The sequence below is a fragment of the Herbiconiux ginsengi genome, from assembly GCF_900107435.1.
Taxonomy (GTDB): domain Bacteria; phylum Actinomycetota; class Actinomycetes; order Actinomycetales; family Microbacteriaceae; genus Herbiconiux; species Herbiconiux ginsengi.
This window is the reverse complement of record NZ_FNPZ01000003.1, coordinates 268,676-287,225: the sequence shown is the minus strand read 5'-3', so window position 1 is coordinate 287,225 and position 18,550 is coordinate 268,676. Positions and strand designations below refer to the sequence as shown.

At 69.8% G+C, this 18,550-nt stretch carries 17 protein-coding genes and 1 tRNA gene; 10 read left to right on the top strand and 8 right to left on the bottom strand.

From position 1 onward, the window contains the following. Positions 1–29: 29 nt before the first annotated feature. The gene (gene ffh, locus BLW00_RS14055) at positions 30–1,607 is read right to left on the bottom strand and encodes a signal recognition particle protein (protein ID WP_092555213.1); all 1,578 of its coding nucleotides are present in this window, start codon (positions 1,605–1,607) and stop codon (positions 30–32) included. Between the two features lie 117 nt (positions 1,608–1,724). Here ffh and BLW00_RS14050 point away from each other — a divergent pair, with 117 nt between their 5' ends. The 3 genes from BLW00_RS14050 (at position 1,725) to BLW00_RS14040 (ending at position 4,662) form a co-directional block, all read left to right on the top strand. Continuing rightward, positions 1,725–2,156: a MarR family winged helix-turn-helix transcriptional regulator gene (locus BLW00_RS14050; RefSeq protein ID WP_092555211.1), complete on the top strand. Its 432-nt coding sequence runs from the start codon at positions 1,725–1,727 to the stop codon at positions 2,154–2,156. Next, positions 2,153–3,532: an MFS transporter gene (locus BLW00_RS14045; RefSeq protein ID WP_092555209.1), complete on the top strand. Its 1,380-nt coding sequence runs from the start codon at positions 2,153–2,155 to the stop codon at positions 3,530–3,532. The genes BLW00_RS14050 and BLW00_RS14045 overlap by 4 nt, the downstream gene beginning before the upstream one ends. A gap of 245 nt (positions 3,533–3,777) precedes the next feature. Continuing rightward, positions 3,778–4,662 carry an LLM class flavin-dependent oxidoreductase gene (locus BLW00_RS14040; RefSeq protein WP_092555208.1) on the top strand — a complete coding sequence of 295 codons (885 nt, stop codon included), beginning with the start codon at positions 3,778–3,780 and terminating at the stop codon, positions 4,660–4,662. A gap of 15 nt (positions 4,663–4,677) precedes the next feature. Here the strand turns inward: BLW00_RS14040 and BLW00_RS14035 are convergent, their stop codons facing one another. Then, complete coding sequence (locus BLW00_RS14035) at positions 4,678–6,996, bottom strand: LLM class flavin-dependent oxidoreductase (protein ID WP_092555206.1); 2,319 nt, start codon at positions 6,994–6,996, stop codon at positions 4,678–4,680. A 64-nt stretch (positions 6,997–7,060) separates the two neighbouring features. Here BLW00_RS14035 and BLW00_RS14030 point away from each other — a divergent pair, with 64 nt between their 5' ends. From BLW00_RS14030 to araA, 5 genes are all read left to right on the top strand, one after another. Continuing rightward, positions 7,061–7,504, top strand: coding sequence for a winged helix-turn-helix transcriptional regulator (locus BLW00_RS14030; protein WP_092555204.1), 444 nt, complete (start codon positions 7,061–7,063; stop codon positions 7,502–7,504). 60 nt (positions 7,505–7,564) lie between these two features. Continuing rightward, complete coding sequence (locus tag BLW00_RS14025) at positions 7,565–8,623, top strand: LacI family DNA-binding transcriptional regulator (protein WP_092555202.1); 1,059 nt, start codon at positions 7,565–7,567, stop codon at positions 8,621–8,623. Positions 8,624–8,792: 169 nt separating this feature from the next. Next, positions 8,793–10,508, top strand: coding sequence for a xylulokinase (locus BLW00_RS14020; protein WP_092555200.1), 1,716 nt, complete (start codon positions 8,793–8,795; stop codon positions 10,506–10,508). Positions 10,509–10,537: 29 nt separating this feature from the next. After that, complete coding sequence (locus BLW00_RS14015) at positions 10,538–11,242, top strand: L-ribulose-5-phosphate 4-epimerase (RefSeq protein WP_092556112.1); 705 nt, start codon at positions 10,538–10,540, stop codon at positions 11,240–11,242. Next, a complete protein-coding gene (araA, locus tag BLW00_RS14010) occupies positions 11,239–12,762 on the top strand; it encodes an L-arabinose isomerase (RefSeq protein ID WP_092555198.1) in 1,524 nt (507 codons plus the stop codon). Before BLW00_RS14015 ends, araA begins: the two co-directional genes overlap by 4 nt. A gap of 42 nt (positions 12,763–12,804) precedes the next feature. Here araA and BLW00_RS23490 read toward each other — a convergent pair whose 3' ends face one another. Further along, positions 12,805–12,963: a hypothetical protein gene (locus tag BLW00_RS23490; protein WP_175494284.1), complete on the bottom strand. Its 159-nt coding sequence runs from the start codon at positions 12,961–12,963 to the stop codon at positions 12,805–12,807. Between the two features lie 149 nt (positions 12,964–13,112). On the opposite strand from BLW00_RS23490, the gene BLW00_RS14005 reads away from it, so the two are divergent. After that, positions 13,113–13,925, top strand: coding sequence for an alpha/beta fold hydrolase (locus BLW00_RS14005; RefSeq protein ID WP_175494283.1), 813 nt, complete (start codon positions 13,113–13,115; stop codon positions 13,923–13,925). 222 nt (positions 13,926–14,147) lie between these two features. Here the strand turns inward: BLW00_RS14005 and ftsY are convergent, their stop codons facing one another. The 5 genes from ftsY to BLW00_RS13980 form a co-directional block, all read right to left on the bottom strand. Beyond that, positions 14,148–15,023, bottom strand: coding sequence for a signal recognition particle-docking protein FtsY (gene ftsY / locus BLW00_RS14000; RefSeq protein ID WP_092555196.1), 876 nt, complete (start codon positions 15,021–15,023; stop codon positions 14,148–14,150). Further along, complete coding sequence (locus BLW00_RS13995; RefSeq protein ID WP_092555194.1) at positions 15,016–15,303, bottom strand: mycoredoxin; 288 nt, start codon at positions 15,301–15,303, stop codon at positions 15,016–15,018. The genes ftsY and BLW00_RS13995 overlap by 8 nt, the downstream gene beginning before the upstream one ends. Further along, positions 15,300–16,277 carry a ribose-phosphate diphosphokinase gene (locus BLW00_RS13990; protein WP_092555192.1) on the bottom strand — a complete coding sequence of 326 codons (978 nt, stop codon included), beginning with the start codon at positions 16,275–16,277 and terminating at the stop codon, positions 15,300–15,302. The genes BLW00_RS13995 and BLW00_RS13990 overlap by 4 nt, the downstream gene beginning before the upstream one ends. 20 nt (positions 16,278–16,297) lie before the next feature. Further along, entirely contained in the window at positions 16,298–17,743 is a 1,446-nt protein-coding gene (glmU, locus tag BLW00_RS13985) for a bifunctional UDP-N-acetylglucosamine diphosphorylase/glucosamine-1-phosphate N-acetyltransferase GlmU (protein WP_092555190.1), read from the bottom strand. 134 nt (positions 17,744–17,877) lie between these two features. Next, a tRNA-Gln gene (locus BLW00_RS13980) sits at positions 17,878–17,949 on the bottom strand. A 78-nt stretch (positions 17,950–18,027) separates the two neighbouring features. Between BLW00_RS13980 and BLW00_RS13975 the strand changes: the two genes are divergently transcribed. Next, positions 18,028–18,528, top strand: coding sequence for a MarR family winged helix-turn-helix transcriptional regulator (locus BLW00_RS13975; RefSeq protein WP_092555188.1), 501 nt, complete (start codon positions 18,028–18,030; stop codon positions 18,526–18,528). Positions 18,529–18,550: the final 22 nt, after the last annotated feature.

The following is an 18,550-nucleotide window of genomic DNA, read 5'->3' as shown; positions in this document are numbered from 1 at the left end:
GAGCAAGCATATGGCGACCGGTGGACGGTTTAGCGAAGGAAGCGCTGCAGCGCCTCGAGCTCTTCGGGGCTCGGGTTCGGCGTGCCGTCGGCCGCCTTCGCCCCGAGGCCGAAGCCGGCTCCCCCGCCGCTGCCGGCCGCGATCGCGGGCTTCTCGCCGGCGGCCCGCGCCGCGTTCTCCGCCGCGCGCTTCGCCGGGTTGCCCGACCGCGATCCGCTCTTCTTCTTGGCCTGCTGCTTTCCGCGGCCGCCGCCGAATCCGGCGCCGGGGATGGGCCCCATGCCCGGAACGTTCGGCACGCCGCCCTTGGCCACCGTCTTCATCATCTTGGAGGCCTGCTCGAAGCGCTGGATGAGCGAGTTCACATCGGTGACCGTCATGCCCGAACCCCGCGCGATGCGCAGGCGCCGCGATCCGTTCAGCAGCTTCGGGTTCTGGCGCTCCGCCTTCGTCATCGACTGGATGATCGCCTCGGTGCGCACGATCTCCTTCTCGTCGAAGTTCTCGAGCTGCTGCTTCAGCCCGCCCGCGCCCGGCAGCATCCCCATCATCTTCTTGATGGAGCCGACGTTGCGCAGCTGCTGCATCTGCTTGAGGAAGTCTTCGAGAGTGAAGGAGTCGGTGGCGAACTTCTCCGCGACCGCCCGGGCCTCTTCTTCGTCGAAGGCCGACTGGGCCTGCTCGATGAGCGAGAGCACGTCGCCGAGGTCGAGGATGCGCGAGGCCATGCGATCCGGGTAGAACGGCTCGAAGTCGTCGAGCGTCTCACCGGTCGACGCGAAGATGATCGGCCGGCCGGTGACGGATGCCACCGACAGCGCCGCACCACCGCGCGCGTCTCCGTCGAGCTTGGTGAGCACCACGCCCGTGAAGTCGACGCCCTCCTGGAACGCGCGGGCGGTGGCCACCGCATCCTGGCCGATCATGGCGTCGATGACGAAGAGCACCTCGTCGGGGTCGACGGCGCGGCGGATGTCGGCCGCCTGCTTCATCATGTCGGCATCGACGCCAAGACGGCCGGCGGTGTCGATGATGACCGTGTCGTAGAGCTTGTCGGTGGCGAACTTGATGGAGTCCTTCGCGACCTTGACCGGGTTGCCGACTCCGTTGCCCGGCTCAGGAGCGAAGACCGGCACGCCGGCCTGCCCACCCACGATCTGCAGCTGGTTGACGGCGTTCGGGCGCTGGAGGTCGGCGGCGACGAGCAGAGGCGTGTGGTTGTCTTTCGCGAGCCACTTGGCGAGCTTGCCCGCGAGCGTCGTCTTACCGGCACCCTGGAGGCCGGCCAGCATGATGATGGTCGGCGGCTTCTTCGCGAACTCGAGTCGGCGCTGGGTGCCGCCGAGGATCTGCACGAGCTCCTCGTTGACGATCTGCACCACCTGCTGCGCGGGGTTCAGGGCCTTGTTGACCTCGTCGCCGAGTGCACGCTCGCGCACCTTGCCCGTGAAGTCCTTCACGACCTCGAGCGCGACGTCGGCGTCGAGCAGGGCGCGACGGATCTCGCGCACGGTCGAGTCGACATCCGCGGGGCTCAGCTTTCCCTTCGTGCGGAGGTTCTTGAAGGTTTCGGCGAGCCTGTCCGAGAGAGTTCCAAAAGTAGCCATCGTGCACCCAGTTTAACCGCTCCGGCCTGACAGTCGGGCGAGGGGCGGCGGCGTGCGGCGCAGGCCGGGTCGCGCATCCGATTTCATTAGCCAAGCTAATAAGCGTATGCTAACTATATGGCCCACGAATCCCCCGCCCGCACGCTCAGCACCGAGCTGCGCGCAGCGACCATGCGGCTGGCGAGGCGGCTCCGTCGCGAGAAGGCCGACGACGAGTTGAGCGATGGGCAGGCCGGCGTGCTCGCGGTCGTTCTGCGCGACGGCCCGATGACGCCGGTGGCGCTGAGCGCCCTCGAGCACGTCACCCCGCCCTCGATGAACCGCACGCTCAACGCGCTCGAGAACGCGGGCTACGTGGTGCGCGTGCGCAGCGACGACGACCGCCGGCTCGTGCTCGTGACCCTGACGGATGCGGGCCGTCAGGTCGTGCTCGAGACCCGCCGCCGCCGAGACGCCTGGCTCGACCGGCGTCTCGCCTCGCTGAGCGCCGAGGAGCTCGACCTGCTCGACCGCGCCGCCGTCGTGATCCGCCGGATGGTCGACGAATGAGCGCGATGTTCCGCTCGCTCTCCAGCATCAACTACCGCATCTGGTTCGCCGGCGCACTCGTGTCGAACGTGGGCACCTGGATGCAGCGCACGGCTCAGGACTGGATCGTGCTCACCGAACTCACCGACCACGACGCCGCGGCGCTCGGCATCACGGTGGCCCTGCAACTCGGTCCGCAGCTGCTGCTCGTGCCGGTTTCGGGGCTGATCGCCGACCGGCTGAACAAGCGGCACACGCTGATGGTCACGCAGATCTCGATGGGGGTGCTCGGACTCGCTCTCGGCATCATCGTGCTCACCGGCACGGCGCAGCTCTGGATCGTCTACGTCTTCGCCCTGCTGCTCGGCGTCGCCTCGGCGATCGACGCTCCTGTGCGCCAGACCTTCGTGGCCGAGCTGGTCTCGGGCGCGAACGTGTCGAACGCGGTGGCGCTCAACTCCGCGTCGTTCAACGCGGCGCGCACCATCGGGCCCGCCATCGCGGGGCTGCTGGTGGCGGTGATCGGCGCCGGATGGGTGTTCGTCATCAACGCGGTCACATTCGCCGCGGTGGTGGTGTCGCTGAAGTTCATCCGGATCGGGGCCGCCCAGCTGATGAAGCAGGCACCGCGGGCCAAGGGGCAGTTGCTGGCCGGTTTCCGCTACGTGCGGGGGCGGCCGGACCTCCTGATCATCTTCGTCATCGTGTTCGTGATCGGCACCTTCGGGTTCAACTACCAGATCTTCACCTCGACGATGGCGACGGTGGAATTCGGGCAAGGCTCGGCCGGGTTCGGATTGCTCACCTCGATCATGGCGATCGGATCGGTCGCCGGGGCGCTGGTGTCGGCCAGCCGCGATCGGCCGCGGGTGCAGCTGGTGTTCCTCGCCAGCGCCGGGTTCGGCGTCAGCGCGCTGGCCGCCGCACTCGCACCGAGCTACTGGGTGTTCGCGGGCGCGCTGGTGCTGATCGGGTTCTCGGGGCAGATCCTGATGACCACCGCCAACGGCACCGTGCAGACCACCACCGACCAGACGATGCGCGGCCGTGTGATGGCGCTCTACATGGCGATCTTCATGGGCGGCACCCCGATCGGCGCGCCCCTCGTCGGCGCCATCGCCAACACTCTCGGCCCGAGGTGGGCGCTCGGTGTGGCCGCCGTAGCGGGCGTCGCCGCCTTCCTCATCGGCGCCGCCTGGCTGGTGCTCCACCGCAGACTCCGCGTGCACCTCGGCCCCGACCACCGCCCCCACGTCGTCTTCGGCCGCGCCGGCAACGAGACCCTCACCGGCTCCTTCGGTGCGGTCGCCGCAGAGCCGATCGTGGCCGCCACCGATCACGGCGAGGAACTCGAGGAAGACTTCGCCCTAGACGAGGCCGATGCGAAGCGAGCCTGAGGTGGTGCGGGTGGGCGGACGCGTCCCGGCCCGTGTGCCCGCACGCACCTCGGCGTCCGCACGGCACCGAACGTCACGGGCCGCTCCCTGACGACCCAGGGTGAGCGCGCGGCCGCTGGCGACCGCACGCGAACATGTCGCGCGGCGCCGGGCAGGGACCGGCGACGCCCGGTGAGGCCGCGCGCAGCACGGCCTCACCGGCAACTAACACAGCCCCGCGCAGAGCCAAGTGGCAGAGTAGCCACATGCGCTACGGAATCGTCATCCTCCCCCAAGACCCTTGGCCCGAGTCCCGCCGCAAGTGGGTGCTGGCCGAGGAGCTCGGCTTCGATCACGCCTGGACCTACGACCACCTCTCCTGGCGCTCGCTCGCCGATGAGCCGTGGTGCGCCACCATTCCGCTGCTGACCGCGGCAGCGACGGCGACCACGCGCATCCGTCTCGGCACCTTCGTGGCCTCGCCGAACTACCGGCACCCGGTTCCGTTCGCGAAAGACCTCGCCACGCTCGACGACATCTCGGGTGGCCGGTTCACGCTCGGCGTCGGATCGGGCGGCACCGGTTTCGACGCGTTCGTGCTCGGCCAGGAGCAGCTGACCCCGCGGCAGCGGCACGAGCGGTTCACCGAATTCGTCGGTGTGCTCGACGAGCTGCTGCGCTTCGAACCCGCCGGCTCGCACGGGATCTCGGCGTCGGGAGAGTGGTACACCGCGCACGAGGCCCGGATGGTGGGGGCGCCCGCGCAGGTTCCGCGGATGCCGTTCATGCTCGCGGCGAACGGGCCGAAGGGGCTCGCGCTGGTGGCCCGCTACGGGCAGAGCTGGGTCACCACGGGCGCCGAGGGGGCGACCGGCGAGGACTGGTGGCGATCGGTCGGCGAGCTGTCGCGCCGCCTCGACGACGCGGCCGAGGCGGCCGGGCGCGATCCGCTCTCGATCGATCGCGTGCTCTCGCTCGACAACCCCGAGACGTATTCGCTGTCGAGCGTCGCGGCCTTCGACGACACCACGGGGCGGGCTGCCGAACTCGGCTTCACCGACGTGATCAGCCACTGGCCGCGACGCGACGGCATCTACGCCGGGTCGGAGGACGTGCTCCTGGAGGCGGCGGCGCGCATCCGTTCGTCCTGAACCGGGTCGGTCGGCTCACGGCAGCAGAGCAGCCCTGCCCACCGCGAAGTTGTCGCGGAACACATGCTCGGGATCGAGCTCCTCTTTCAGCGCGCGGAGGCGGGCGAGCGTCGCGGGCGGGAAGGCGTCGTCCAGGCGCTCCGGTCGCGAGTCGGTCTCGAAACTGAGATAGAGGCCCTGGAAGTGCTCGGCGAGGTCGTCCCAGAGGTCGTCGAGACGCTCGCGGCGCGAACCGAACGCCACCACGGAGAAGTTGGCCGAGCGGTGAGCGTAGGCCGTCGCCTCGGGCTCGACGTCGGCGACCGCACCACCGACCGAGCGGATCTGGAAGAAGTAGACGGCGCCGGTCTCGAGCATCCGCGTGGCCGCCCGCGCGAACTCCGGCGTGATGTGCTCGAGCAGGCCCGAGCGCGAGGTCGGCTCGCCGCGGCCGTCGTGGTCGCCGCCCTGAGCGTTCGCCATCACGGCGGAGTACGGCAGGAGCTGCACCGACTGGTCGACCAGCGGCGCGGCGTCGGCGAGCGGTTGCAGGCGGTCGACGATCGTCTCGGGGTCGGCGGAGTCGACCACGGCGAGCACCTGCGCGATGGCGGGCTGGCCGGGCCGCGGGCCGCCCATGATGAGGAAGCTCGTGAGATCGCGCGGTGCGCTCTCGACGGCCGCGCCCCAGCGCTCGAGGAAGCCGGCGGTGTCGCTGGCGTCGAAGGCGAGCTGCGCCCAGCCGACCTCGCCCACCACGTCGACCTCGAACTCGAAGGAGACCACGATGCCGAAGTTGGCGCCGGCGCCGCGCACCGCCCAGAACAGCTCGGAGTTCTCCTCGTCGCTCGCTCGAACCACGCGGCCGTCGGCCAGCACCACCTCGACGGCGCGCAGGTGATCGATGGTGAGCCCGTGTTCGCGCACGAGCCAGCCGATGCCACCGGCCGTGGCGAGACCGCCGACGCCCACTCCCCCGTAGTCGCCCGAGCTCAGCGCCCAGCCATGCTCGGCGAGGGCGGCTGCGACGTCCATCCAGCGGGCACCGGGCTGGATGCGCACCCGCCGGGTGGCCTCGTCGAGCACCTCGACGCCGTTCAGCTTCGACAGGTCGATCACGATGCCGCCGTCGTTCGTGGAGCGGCCGCTGATGCCGTGACCCCCGCTACGGATCGCGAGCGGCGCATCCGGGTGCCGACGGGCGAAGGCGAGCGCCTCCACGACCTGCTCGACCGAGCCCACCCGGAAGACGAGTCCCGGCGAACCGCCGCGCATGTAGGTCGAGCGCACGCGGGCGAAGTCGAGATCGCCGGGTTCGACCACGGTGTCGCGGAGCGAGTCGGGCACGGAGTCGTAATCGATTCCGTCGCGGCGTTTGGCGAGGGCGATCGAGCTTCGCACGATGCGTTCGACGGTGCTGTCGACCCCGAGCTCACGCTCGACGGATTGCCGGAGCGCCGGCGCGACCTCTTCGGCGAACTGCTGCAGGGTGGCGGGGTCGTCACCCATCAGGATGAACGTGCCGATGCCCTCCTCGACCACGAGTGGGAGGAGCTGCTCGACCCACTGAGCGGGTGGACCGGCGAGCTGGCCGCCGTCTCGGAGCGGAACGGTGGGGCTCCCCGCTCGATCACCGTTCGCGGACGCGGAGAACCGGCCGCCGATGTTGAGGAGACGACGGATCTCGCGCGGGTCGCGCCCCGCATCCGTCGCCGCCTGATCGATGGTGGCGTTGCCGGTTCGGAGGTCACCGGGCTTCAAGTACGCCAAGGAGGGCAGCCAGCCGTCGCCTTGACGGCCGGTGAGACGGAGCATCCGGGGCTTGTAGGCCCCGATCCAGATGGGGATCGGGTGCAAGGGCGCAGGGCCGCGCTTCGCGCCGTCGAGGTGGTAGTACTCGCCCGGCACGCGCAGGGGTGCGCGCTCGCCGGTGTTCCAGATGCCGCGCATCACGTCGATCGCCTCGCTGAGCGCGTCGACGGCCTGTCCGGGGGTGAGGCGGCGGCCGCCCATGGCGTCGATGGCGTCCCAGAAGCCGCCGGCTCCGAGTCCGAGGTCGAAGCGGCCGCCCGAGAGCAGATCGAGGCTCGCCGCCGCGCGCGCGGTGACCGCGGGCGGACGCAGCGGCAGGTTGAGCACGTTGGGAGCGAGGTGGATGCGCTCGGTCTGGGCGGCGACCCAGGTCATCAGGGTCCAGGTGTCGAGGAACGAGGGCTGATAGGGGTGGTCTTGGAAGGTGGCGAGGTCGTAGCCCAGGCGCTCGCTCAGCTGGGCTCGGGCGACGGCGGCCGTGGGTGGAGCGTTCACCGGGGTGATGAAGGTTCCGAACTGCAAGCGGTGACCGTAGTGAGGCATGACCTCAGGATGCGCCGTGCTCACGCTCGGACCAAACCTGGCATTAGTGACTTACACTAGGTAAGTGACGTCATCCCCCGCACCCGCGCCGACCCCCGCCTGGCACCACATCGACGACGCCGCGTGCCGCCGGTTCACCGCGTCGGTGGAACTCGTCGGCAAGCGCTGGAGTTCGGGCATCCTGCTCGCCATCGGCCAGGGAGCCACCCGCTTCAGCGACATCGTGGCTTCCGTGGTGGGGCTCTCGGATCGCTTGCTCGCGCAGCGACTCAAAGAACTCGAGCGCGCAGGCCTCGTGGCGCGTTCGGTCGTGGCCACGACGCCCGTGCAGGTTCGGTATTCGCTCACGCCGCAGGGGGCCGACCTGCTGCAGTCGCTGCAGCCGCTCGTGTCGTGGGGACAGCGCTGGGGCGCATCCACTACCGCCGACATCCCGGCCACCCCAGCCGCGTCCCCGTCCGCGTCCGCGCCCGCGCCCGCCGGGAGGGCCGCGCCCGCCCTCGGCTGACCCTTCGCTCTCGACCGAGGGCTCGACGGCGAGCGCGACGGATGCGGGCATAATCGACGCATGACGCCCGAGCCGACACCCGACGCCGCCAGGCCGTCACAGAGCGCGCCGGGCACCGCGCCGCGCTCGACGCCGCGCGCCGCCAGCGTGTTCGACGTGGCGAAAGCGGCGGGAGTCTCGCACCAGACGGTGTCCCGAGTGCTGAACGGGCACCCGAGCGTGCGGCCCGCGACCCGGCAGAAGGTGCTCGACGCCATGCACGCCCTGAGCTATCGGCCGAATCTGGCGGCACGAGCACTGGTGACCAGCCGTTCGCGCATCATCGGCATCCTCTCCACCGCGAGCGGCGAATACGGCCCGGCGTCGAGCATCAGCGCCGTGGAGGCCGCCGCGCGCAGCCGTGGCTACAGCGTCACGATCGCCAACGCCGACGGGCTCGACCAGGCGTCGATCGACGAGGCCATCAACCATCTGATCGACCTCTCCGCCGAGGGGCTGGTCGTGATCGCGCCGCAACTGCAGGTCTTGGAGAGCCTCTCGAGCCGCTCGTTCAGCGTGCCGTACGTGACGCTGCAGACGCTCGCGACGGTCGGCGCCTCCGAACTCGCCCTCGACCAGGTGGAGGGCGCCCGGATCGCCACCGCCCACCTCGCCGACCTCGGACACCGGCGGATCGGGCACCTCGCCGGCCCCACCGACTGGATCGACGCCACCTCACGTCTCGCCGGATTCACGGCCGAGCTCGAGGGGCGAGGGCTCCTGGCCGATCTGGTGGCCGTGGGCGACTGGAGCGCGGCATCCGGATACCACGCCGGGCTCGGCCTGATCGAGCGAGGGGCGACCGCGATCTTCTCCGCGAACGACCAGATGGCGCTCGGCGTGCTCCACGCGGCGAACGATGCAGGGCTCGACGTGCCACGGCGACTCAGCGTCGTGGGGTTCGACGACACGCCGGAGGCGGCGCACTACCTGCCGCCGCTCACCACCGTGCGGCAGGACTTCGCCGAGTCGGGCCGGCGCTGCGTCGCCCTGCTCCTCGGCGAGCACGAGCCGCCGCCCTCGGTGCTCCCCCTACTCGTGCCTCGCGCCTCGACGGCGCCCCCACCCTCTCCCGCCTGACCCCTACCGACTTCTTGCCGCCAAGAGCCCTATGACGGCGAACGAAGGACCGGAAGAGGCGAGAAGTTCGGGGCGACGGGGGTGCTCGCTTCCCAGAGGCGGGCCGGATGTCGTATGCTCGATCCGAAATGTGAGCGATCACATTGAGAGCCGAAGGAGTCCCTGCATCATGAGCGAGCCCGTCGCGGAAACGCCCGACCCCATCCGCGATGCCATCCTCGCCGGGCACACCTCCCTCGGCATCGAGCTGGGGTCGACCCGCATCAAGGCATGCCTGGTGGGCGAGGATCCCTCCATCGTGCTGGCCGTCGGCAGCCACGACTGGGAGAACCGGTTCGTCGACCGGAGGTGGACCTACTCGCTCGACGACGTCTGGACGGGCGTCCAGTCCGCCTACGCCGACCTCGTCGCCGACGTCGAGAAGCGCTACGGCGTGCGCCCCGAGAGCTTCGGCGCCATCGGCGTCTCCGCGATGATGCACGGCTACCTCGCCTTCGATGCCGCCGGCGACCTGCTGGTGCCCTTCCGCACCTGGCGCAACACCACGACCGGGCCCGCGGCGGCGGAGCTCAGCGAGCTCTTCGGCGTCAACATCCCGCTGCGCTGGTCGATCGCCCACCTGCACCAGGCCGTGATCGACCACGAGCCGCACGTTCCCGAGATCCGCCACATCACCACGCTCGCCGGATACGTGCACTGGCGCCTCACCGGGCGCTCGGTGCTCGGCGTCGGCGACGCGTCGGGCATGTTCCCCATCGATGCGGCGACCCACGACTACGACGCCGAACTCGTCGCCCGCTACGACGGCCTGGTCGCCGCGACGGCGCCCGGATTGAACCTCGCCGACCTGCTCCCCGACGTTCTCGTGGCGGGGCAGCCGGCCGGCGAACTCACGGCCGAAGGCGCCGCGCTGCTCGACCCGAGCGGGGCGCTGCGCCCCGGCGTCGTGCTGTGCCCGCCCGAAGGCGATGCCGGCACCGGCATGGTCGCCACCGGCGCTGTGGCCCCGCGCACCGGCAACGTCAGCGCGGGCACGAGCATCTTCGCCATGGTCGTGCTCGAGCGGCCCCTCGACGAGGTGCACCGCGAACTCGACCTGGTGACCACGCCGGCCGGCGACCCTGTCGCGATGGTGCACTGCAACAACGGAGCCAGTGAACTCGCCGCCTGGGCCGGCCTCTTCGGCCGCTTCTCGGCCGCGGCCGGCGTAGCGACCGGGTCCAGCGCATCCGCCGACTCCGACGCGGTGTTCGACGTGCTGTTCCGCGAAGCCCTCGACGGCGACCCGGATGCCGGTGGCCTGCTCGCCTACAACCACCTCGCCGGCGAACCGATCGCAGGGCTCACCGAGGGCCGGCCGCTCGTGGTGCGCGCGCCCGACAGCCGGTTCACCCTCGCCAACTTCATGCGCGCCCAGCTCTACGGCGTGTTCGGCACGCTCGCCCTGGGCATGCGCGTGCTGGCCGACGAAGGCGTGGCCCTCGACCGGATGTTCGCCCACGGCGGCCTGTTCCGCACCGCCGGCGTGGCCCAGCGATTCCTGGCCGGAGCGCTCGCTGCACCGGTGGCGGTCGCCGAGACCGCGTCGGAGGGCGGCGCCTGGGGCATCGCGGTGCTGGCGTCGTATGTCACGTACGTGTCCGAGGCGACCGGCGACGCCGACGAACCCGACACCTCCGCGAACGCCGCCGGCCGGGTCGTCGCCGCGTCCGGTCTCGACGCCTACCTGCGCGATCGGGTGTTCGCGGGCGCCCCCATCCAGACCGCCGACCCCGATCCGGCCGATGTCGCCGGATTCGCCGCCTACCTCGACCGTTACCGCGCCGGCCTCGCCGTCGAGCGCGCAGCGGTCGACGCACTCCCCCTGAAAGGAACGACCGCGTGACCGACCCCGCGACATCCGCCGAATCCGCCATCGCCGACACCGAGCTCCAGGAGGCGATCGATCGCGTGCGCGCCCAGGTCGCCGCCCTGCACGCCGAACTCACCCGCTACGGCCTCGTGGTGTGGACCGGCGGAAACATCTCCGGCCGCGTGCCCGGAGCCGACCTCTTCGTGATCAAGCCCTCGGGCGTCGACTACGACGACCTCGCCCCCGAGAACATGATCCTCTGCACCCTCGACGGCACCGTCGTGGCGGGCTCCCCCGGCTCCGACCGTTCGCCGAGCAGCGACACCGCGGCGCACGCCTACGTCTATCGCAACATGCCCGAAGTCGGTGGGGTCGTGCACACGCACTCCCCCTACGCGGTCGCCTGGGCGGCGCGCGGCGAGGCGATCCCGTGCGTCATCACCGCGATGGCCGACGAGTTCGGCGGCGAGATCCCGGTGGGGCCCTTCGCCGTCATCGGCGACGACTCGATCGGCCGCGGCATCGTCGAGACCCTGCGCGGCCACCGCTCGCGCGCCGTGCTGATGAAGAACCACGGCCCCTTCACCATCGGCAAGGATGCGCGCGACGCCGTGAAGGCCGCCGTGATGACCGAAGACGTCGCCCGCACCGTGCACCTCTCGCGACAGCTCGGCGAACCGACGCCCATCGCACCGGAAGCCGTCGACTCCCTCTTCAACCGCTACCAGAACGTCTACGGACAAGACCCGACAGGATCCCTCAATTGAGCAAGCTCGAAACCTCCCTCGCCCCCTACGAGATCTGGTTCTTCACCGGCAGCCAGAACCTCTACGGCGAGGAGACCCTCCGCCAGGTGGCGGCGCAGTCGCAGGAGATCGTGGCGACCCTGGATGACGCATCCGTCGTTCCGGTGAAGATCGTCTGGAAGCCCGTGCTCAAGGACTCGGAATCGATCCGCCGCGCAGCGCTCGACGTGAACGCCGACGACAAGGTGATCGGTGTCATCGCCTGGATGCACACCTTCAGCCCTGCGAAGATGTGGATCGCCGGCCTCGACGCGCTGCAGAAGCCGCTGCTCCATCTGCACACGCAGGCGAACGTCGAGCTGCCCTACGCCGAGATCGACTTCGATTTCATGAACCTCAATCAGGCCGCGCACGGCGACCGGGAGTTCGGATACATCCAGACCCGTCTGGGCGTCGCGCGCAAGACCGTGGTGGGGCACGCCTCCAACCCGCTGGTGCAGTCGCAGATCGCCGACTGGTCGCGCGCGGCCGCCGGATGGCAGGCCGTCAAGACCCTCAAGCTCGCCCGCTTCGGCGACAACATGCGCTACGTGGCGGTGACCGAGGGAGACAAGACCGAGGCCGAGCTGCGCTTCGGCGTGCAGGTGAACACCTGGGGCGTGAACGAACTCGCGGCAGCCGTCGAGGTGGCCGAAGCGGATGTCGCGGCCGTGGATGCTCTCGTGGCCGAGTACGAGGAACTCTACGACGTGGTTCCCGAGCTGCGCGCGGGCGGCGAGCGGCACCAGTCCCTGCGTGATGGCGCGGCGATCGAGATCGGGCTGCGCTCCTTCCTCGAGGAGGGCGGCTTCGGCGCGTTCACCACGAGCTTCGAAGACCTCGGCTCGCTGAAGCAGCTTCCGGGCCTCGCCGTGCAGCGCCTGATGGCCGAGGGCTACGGCTTCGGCGCCGAGGGCGACTGGAAGACCGCCATCCTCGTGCGGGCCGCCAACGTCATGGGTGCCGGCCTTCCCGGTGGCGCCTCACTGATGGAGGACTACACCTACGACCTCGTCGAGGGCGCCGAGACCATCCTGGGTGCGCACATGCTCGAGGTGAGCCCGTCGCTCACCACGGCGCGCCCCTCGCTCGAGATCCACCCGCTCGGCATCGGCGGCAAAGACGACCCGGTGCGCCTCGTCTTCACCGCCGACCCGGGCCCGGCCGTCGTGGTCGCGATGAGCGACATGCGCGACCGGTTCCGTCTCGTGGCGAACGTGGTCGAGGTCGTCGAACCGCGTGCGCCGCTGCCGCACCTGCCCGTCGGCCGCGCCGTCTGGCGCCCGGCGCCCTCCTTCGCGGTGTCGGCGGCCGCCTGGCTCACCGCGGGCGCGGCTCACCACACGGTGATGTCGACCGCCGTCGGCGTCGAGGTGTTCGAGGACTTCGCCGCGATCGCCAAGACCGAGCTGCTCACCATCGATGCCGACACCACGCTGAAGGGCTTCGCCAACGAGGTGCGCTGGAACCAGGCGTACTACCGCCTCGCGCAGGGACTCTGACGGCCTCCTCCCGTTCGGGAGGAGCAGGGTGACACGAAGCCCCTAGAGAGGCGTCGTTCCACTCCGCTCCTCCCGAATCGGCCCGAAATCATGCTCGGGCCGATTCGGCATGCGCCGGTAGCCGTCGCGACGCAGATCGACGACGGTCGCGACGATGCCGACGACGGCACCGATTCCGAGCAATACCAGCAGGATGATCATGAGCGCACCTCCATGCGTCCGCATCAGACCGGTGCAGCAGTCCAATTAGTCCAGTGTTCTTGATTGGCTCAATCCTCTCGGCATTGAGAAGTCCAATCAAGATGCCACCTTGGCAGCAATGGACTGCGGGTGCGCGGTAGCGTGGTGACGTGGACTACGCGATCAACCCCGCCGACGGCGCCCGCATCGCGTACCGAATGACCCCTGCAGGCGCCGAGGCCGCTCCGGATGCGACTCCGATCGTGCTCGTGCACGGCACCGCCCTCTCGCAGGCCATCTGGCGCGGCTTCGGATATCTCCGAGCGCTCTCCCCCGATCGACCGGTCGTCACACTCGACCTCCGCGGGCACGGCCGCAGTTCCGCCCCGCACGAGCAGACGGCATACGCGATGGACCTGTTCGTCGGCGACGTCGTCGCCGTGCTCGACACCCTCGGCCTCGATCGCGTGCACTACCTCGGCTACTCCCTCGGCGCGCGGGTCGGCTTCTCGTTCGCAGTGTCGCATCCGCACCGCCTCCGAAGCCTGATCAGCATCGCCGGAGCGCCCGGAACCGGCCACGGCGCCTTCGACCGCGTGTTCTTCCCCGGCGCCCTCGACGAATTGGAACGGGGCGGCATGGCGGGCTTCCTCGCCGGCTGGGAGCGGGCATCCGGTCACCCCGTCGATCCGGCGACACACGCTGCCTTCAGCGCCAACGACGAGGTGGCCCTGGCCGCCTACATGCGCGCCACGCAGCGCGACAGCCGGGTGACGGATGCGCAACTCGCCGCCCTGCCGATGCCCGTGCTCCTGGTGGCGGGCACCCGCGACCCCGAGCGTCTCCGAGCCGCCGAGCACGTGCGCGCGGCCCTCCCCACGGCGGAGCTCGTGGTGGTGGAGGGCGCCACCCACTCGGGAACCCCGCGCGAGCCGGAGACACTAGCGGCCGTGCGGAAGTTCCTGGCGCGATTCGGGGACTGAGTGGTTTGGGCGCGGGAATTGGGGTACCGCTTCGCCACTTTCCCGCGATGCGCGGCCTGCGGTCGCGCGTCGCTCGCTGCCGGCGCCGCCGCTGCTGCGGCGCCGGGCGACATGTTCGCGTGAGGTCGCTGACGCGGCCTCGCGCTCACCCTGGGTCATCGAGCGCGGCCCGCGGCCTGCGATCTCGTGCCTCCGCGCTTGGGGAGTGACCCCGGCTAGTTTCTAACCCACCAGATTCTGGGCAAAAACGTGGGGCGTGAAACCCGTGAGGTCGTTGATTCCCTCGCCCTGGCCCACGAGCTTGATGGGGATGCCCGTCTTCTCCTGCACGGCCAGCACGAAGCCGGCCTTCGCCGATCCGTCGAGCTTCGTGATGACGAGTCCGGTGACTCCGGCGTGCTGGATGAACGCATCCGCCTGCGCGAGCCCGTTCTGCCCCGTCGTGGCGTCGAGCACCAGCAGCACCTCGGCCACCGGCGCCTGCTTCTCGATGACGCGGCGGATCTTGCCCAGCTCGTCCATCAGGCCGCCCTTGGTCTGCAGCCGGCCGGCCGTGTCGATCAGCACGATCTCGGTGCCGCGCGCCTTCGCCTGCTCGATGGTCTGAAAGGCGACGGATGCCGGATCCTGACCCTCGTGCTGCGGCCGCACCACGTCGGCTCCCGCCCGCTCGGCCCAGGTGGCGAGCTGCTCCACGGCGGCTGCGCGGAAGGTGTCGGCCGCACCGACCACCACCGTGCGGTTGTAGGTCTTGAGAAAGCGCGCGAACTTGCCGATCGTCGTGGTCTTGCCCACGCCGTTCACGCCCACGACGAGCACCACTGCCGGGCGCTCCGTCAGCTTCAGCGTGGGATCGTATTTCGCGAGCCGCTCCTCGATCGACTCGCGGAGCATCCGCTGCAGGTCTTTGGGGTCGGTGGTGGAGTAGCGCTGCACCTTCGCCCGCAGGTCTTCGACCACGTCGTCGGTGATCGCCGGGCCGAAGTCGGCCTTGAGCAGGGCGTCTTCGAGGTCTTCCCAGGTCTCCGCGTCGATGGTGCGCTTCGCGAACATGCCGCGGAGCGCGCCCGAGAGCGACCAGGGAGTGCGATCAGCCAAGGCGGGCCGCCACGTCGCGAGCCGAGGGGTTGGTGGCCGTGGAGCCGTCGGGGAACACCACCGTCGGCACCGTCTGGTTGCCGCCGTTGACCGAGGCCACGAGCTCGGCGGTGCCGTCGACCTCCTCGATGTTCACCTCGGTGTAGCCGATTCCGGATGCGTCGAGCTGCTTCTTCAGGCGAGCGCAGTAGCCGCACCAGCTGGTGGAGAACATCGTGACCCTGCCATCGGCCGGGGTGAAGGACTCGAGGGTCGGCGTCGCGGCCGGTGCGCCGCTCATGCGTCACCGTCGAACATCGTGGTGACCGATCCGTCGGAGAAGACCTCGTTGATGGCGCGCGCGATCAGCGGGGCGATCGGCAGCACGGTCAGCCTGTCCCAGTGCTTCTCGGGCGGCAGCGGCAGCGTGTCGGTCACGACCACCTGGTCGATGAACGACGACTGCAGGATCTCGGTGGCCGGGTCGGAGAAAACGGCGTGCGTCGCCGCCACCACGACGCCGATCGCGCCGTTGGCCTTGAGCGCCTCGGCGGCGGCCACGATGGTGCGGCCGGTGTCGATCAGATCGTCGACCAGCAGGCACACCCGGCCCGACACGTCGCCGACGATCTCGTGCACGCTCACCTGGTTCGGCACCCGTGGATCGCGGCGCTTGTGGATGATGGCGAGCGGGGCGCCGAGCTTGTCGCTCCAGACATCCGCTACCCGCACCCGGCCCATGTCGGGCGAGACGACCGTGAGAGTCGACGGGTCGAGCGACTTGCGCATGTGCTCGAGCAGCACCGGCATGGCGAAGAGGTGATCGACCGGGCCGTCGAAGAAGCCCTGGATCTGGGCCGCGTGCAGGTCGACCGACATGATGCGGTTCGCGCCGGCGGCGAGGAAGAGGTCGGCGACGAGCCGGGCCGAGATCGGTTCGCGGCCGCGGCCCTTCTTGTCTTGGCGGGCGTAGGGGTAGAACGGGGCCACCACGGTGATGCGCTTGGCCGAAGCCCGCTTCAGCGCGTCGACCATGATCAGCTGCTCCATCAGCCACTCGTTGATCGGAGCCGTGTGCGACTGGATGACGAACGCGTCACAGCCGCGCACGCTCTCGCCGTAGCGGATGTAGAGCTCACCGTTGGCGAAGGTGCGCGCTTCGGTGTCGACGAGGTCGGTGCCGAGGGCGGCAGCGATGTCCTGCGCCAGCTTCGGATGCGCTCGCCCCGAGACGACGACGAGGCTCTTCTCTCCGCTGGCCTTGATTCCGGACACTGTTCTCCGCTCTTGTTGGGCTATTCGGCCGCGGAATCGGACTGCGACCCGGCCGCCTGCGCCGCCGTCGCCGCATCCGTTCCGGGCCGGTTCTGTTCGACCCAGCCGGCCATGTTCCTCTGAGGAGCCACGGTGATCGCGAGCGCACCGGACGGGACGTCTTTACGGACGACCGTCCCTGCACCCGTGTAGGCGCCATCTCCGATTCTAACCGGGGCGACGAACACGTTGTGCGACCCGGTGCGCACATGCGAGCCCACCTGGGTGCGGTTCTTGTTGACGCCGTCGTAGTTCGCGGTGATGGTGCCGGCGCCCACATTGGAGCCGACGCCGATCTCCGTGTCACCGATGTAGGACAGGTGCGGCACCTTGCTGCCGGCGCCGATGTGCGAGTTCTTGGTCTCGACGAAGGTGCCGATCTTGCCGTCGGCGTCGAGCACCGTGTTGGGCCGGAGATACGCGAACGGACCGACGGATGCGCCGGCGCCGATCACGCTGAGGGTCGCGTCGGTGCGCTTCACCACCGCGTTCTCGCCGACCTCGCAGTCGACGAGGGTGGTGTCGGGGCCCACGATCGCACCCCGGGCGATGCTCGTCGCGCCCTTGATCTGGGTGCCGGGGAGGATCGTGACGTCTTCGGCCAGGCTCGCCTTGAGGTCGATCCATGTCGTCGCCGGGTCGACCACGGTGACGCCGTTCAGCTGCCAGCCGCGCACGATCAGCGCGTTGAGCTTCGCGGCGGCGTCGCTGAGTTGGGCGCGGTCGTTGATGCCGGCGACCAGCCAGGGTTCGCTCACCGGCACCGCCGCGACATCCGAACCGGCCCGACGGAGAAGACCGATGACGTCGGTGAGGTACTTCTCGCCCTGCGCGTTGGCCGTGGTGACCTGCGCGAGCTGGTCGCGGAGTTCGGCCAGCCCGAAGACGTAGACACCGGCGTTGATCTCGCTGATGGCGAGCTCGGAGTCGGTGGCGTCTTTGTGCTCCACGATGCGGTCGAGCATGCCGTCGTCGGTGCGCACGATGCGACCATAACCTGCGGGTTCGTCGAGCACGGCCGACAGCAGTGTGGCGGTGGCGTGGCTCGCGCGATGCGCCTCGATCAGCTGCCCGAGTGTCGCGGCGTCGAGCAGCGGAACGTCGCCGCTCACGACGAGCACGTCGCCCTCGAAGTCGGCGGGGAGGGCGGCGACGGCCTGCTCGACCGCACGGCCCGTGCCGGGCACCTCGTCCTGGTCCACGATCAGCGAGCTGGGGAAGTGGTCGTGCACGACCTCTTGCACGGCATCACGTTCGTGCCGCACCACGGTGACGGTGTAGGCGGCATCCAGTTGCCCCGCGGTCGCGAGCACGTGCCCGATCAGCGGAACGCCCGCGATCTCGTGCAGCAGCTTGGGGGTGCGGGACTTCATCCGCGTTCCCTGGCCCGCTGCCAAGACCACGATGGCGAGTCTTTCGTCAGTCATGCGTGCCTCTTTCACTCTTCAAGGTGGGCGAGCCGTGTGGTCTCGGTCGGTTTTTCTTTCGGCCGCCTTTGGGCGAAGCCCAACCGAAGGCAGAAAGGAAAACCGACCGAGACCACACGGCGCAACCCAAACCGCTCCGCCTCCAGGACTCGAACCTGGACCTAACAGCTCCAAAGGCTGTCGTGCTGCCATTACACCAAGGCGGACCGCCGGACGCACCGGCAGAGAACAAGTCTGCCAGACGCGCGCCGCCACGAAGCGACGGCCGCGAGGATAATGGGGGGATGAACTCCAGGGAAAGCCGCGACACGGTCGACGAGATCGTCGAAGCCTGGATGCGCGAGCACCCCGGTCTCGACTTCTCACCGCTGAAGATCCTGTCGCGCGTGACCCGGCTGGCCAAGCAGTTGGAGAAGACCCGCCGAGCCTCCTTCGCCACCGCGGATCTCGAGCCCTGGGAGTTCGACGTGCTCGCCGCGTTGCGTCGTGCCGGGTATCCGCACGAGCTCAGCCCGAAGGCGCTGCTGGAGCAGACCTACGTCTCCAGCGGCACGATGACCAACCGGATCGACGGGATGGTGCGGCGCGGTCTCGTGGAGCGGCGCACGCATCCGAACGACGGGCGCGGCGTGCTGGTGTCGATGACCGCCGAAGGACGCGACCGGGTGGATGCCGCGATCTCGCACCTCGTGGCGGCCGAGACGGAACTCCTCGCGGGCCTGTCGAAAGCCGATCAGGACCGGTTGGCCGGCCTCCTCCGCCGCCTCTCCCTCGACATGGCCTGAGCAGCGAGCGCCTGCGGGGCTC

What these genes read in the sequence shown, in the direction of transcription:
- BLW00_RS14020 (WP_092555200.1), top strand. Translation starts at nt 8,793, where the DNA reads ATGAGCGAGCCCGTCGCGGAAACGCCCGACCCCATCCGCGATGCCATC.
- BLW00_RS14045 (WP_092555209.1), top strand. Translation starts at nt 2,153, where the DNA reads ATGAGCGCGATGTTCCGCTCGCTCTCCAGCATCAACTACCGCATCTGG.
- BLW00_RS14035 (WP_092555206.1), bottom strand. Translation starts at nt 6,996, where the DNA reads ATGCCTCACTACGGTCACCGCTTGCAGTTCGGAACCTTCATCACCCCG.
- BLW00_RS14040 (WP_092555208.1), top strand. Translation starts at nt 3,778, where the DNA reads ATGCGCTACGGAATCGTCATCCTCCCCCAAGACCCTTGGCCCGAGTCC.
- BLW00_RS23490 (WP_175494284.1), bottom strand. Translation starts at nt 12,963, where the DNA reads ATGATCATCCTGCTGGTATTGCTCGGAATCGGTGCCGTCGTCGGCATC.
- BLW00_RS14050 (WP_092555211.1), top strand. Translation starts at nt 1,725, where the DNA reads ATGGCCCACGAATCCCCCGCCCGCACGCTCAGCACCGAGCTGCGCGCA.
- BLW00_RS13975 (WP_092555188.1), top strand. Translation starts at nt 18,028, where the DNA reads ATGAACTCCAGGGAAAGCCGCGACACGGTCGACGAGATCGTCGAAGCC.
- BLW00_RS14025 (WP_092555202.1), top strand. Translation starts at nt 7,565, where the DNA reads ATGACGCCCGAGCCGACACCCGACGCCGCCAGGCCGTCACAGAGCGCG.
- ffh (WP_092555213.1), bottom strand. Translation starts at nt 1,607, where the DNA reads ATGGCTACTTTTGGAACTCTCTCGGACAGGCTCGCCGAAACCTTCAAG.
- glmU (WP_092555190.1), bottom strand. Translation starts at nt 17,743, where the DNA reads ATGACTGACGAAAGACTCGCCATCGTGGTCTTGGCAGCGGGCCAGGGA.
- BLW00_RS13995 (WP_092555194.1), bottom strand. Translation starts at nt 15,303, where the DNA reads ATGAGCGGCGCACCGGCCGCGACGCCGACCCTCGAGTCCTTCACCCCG.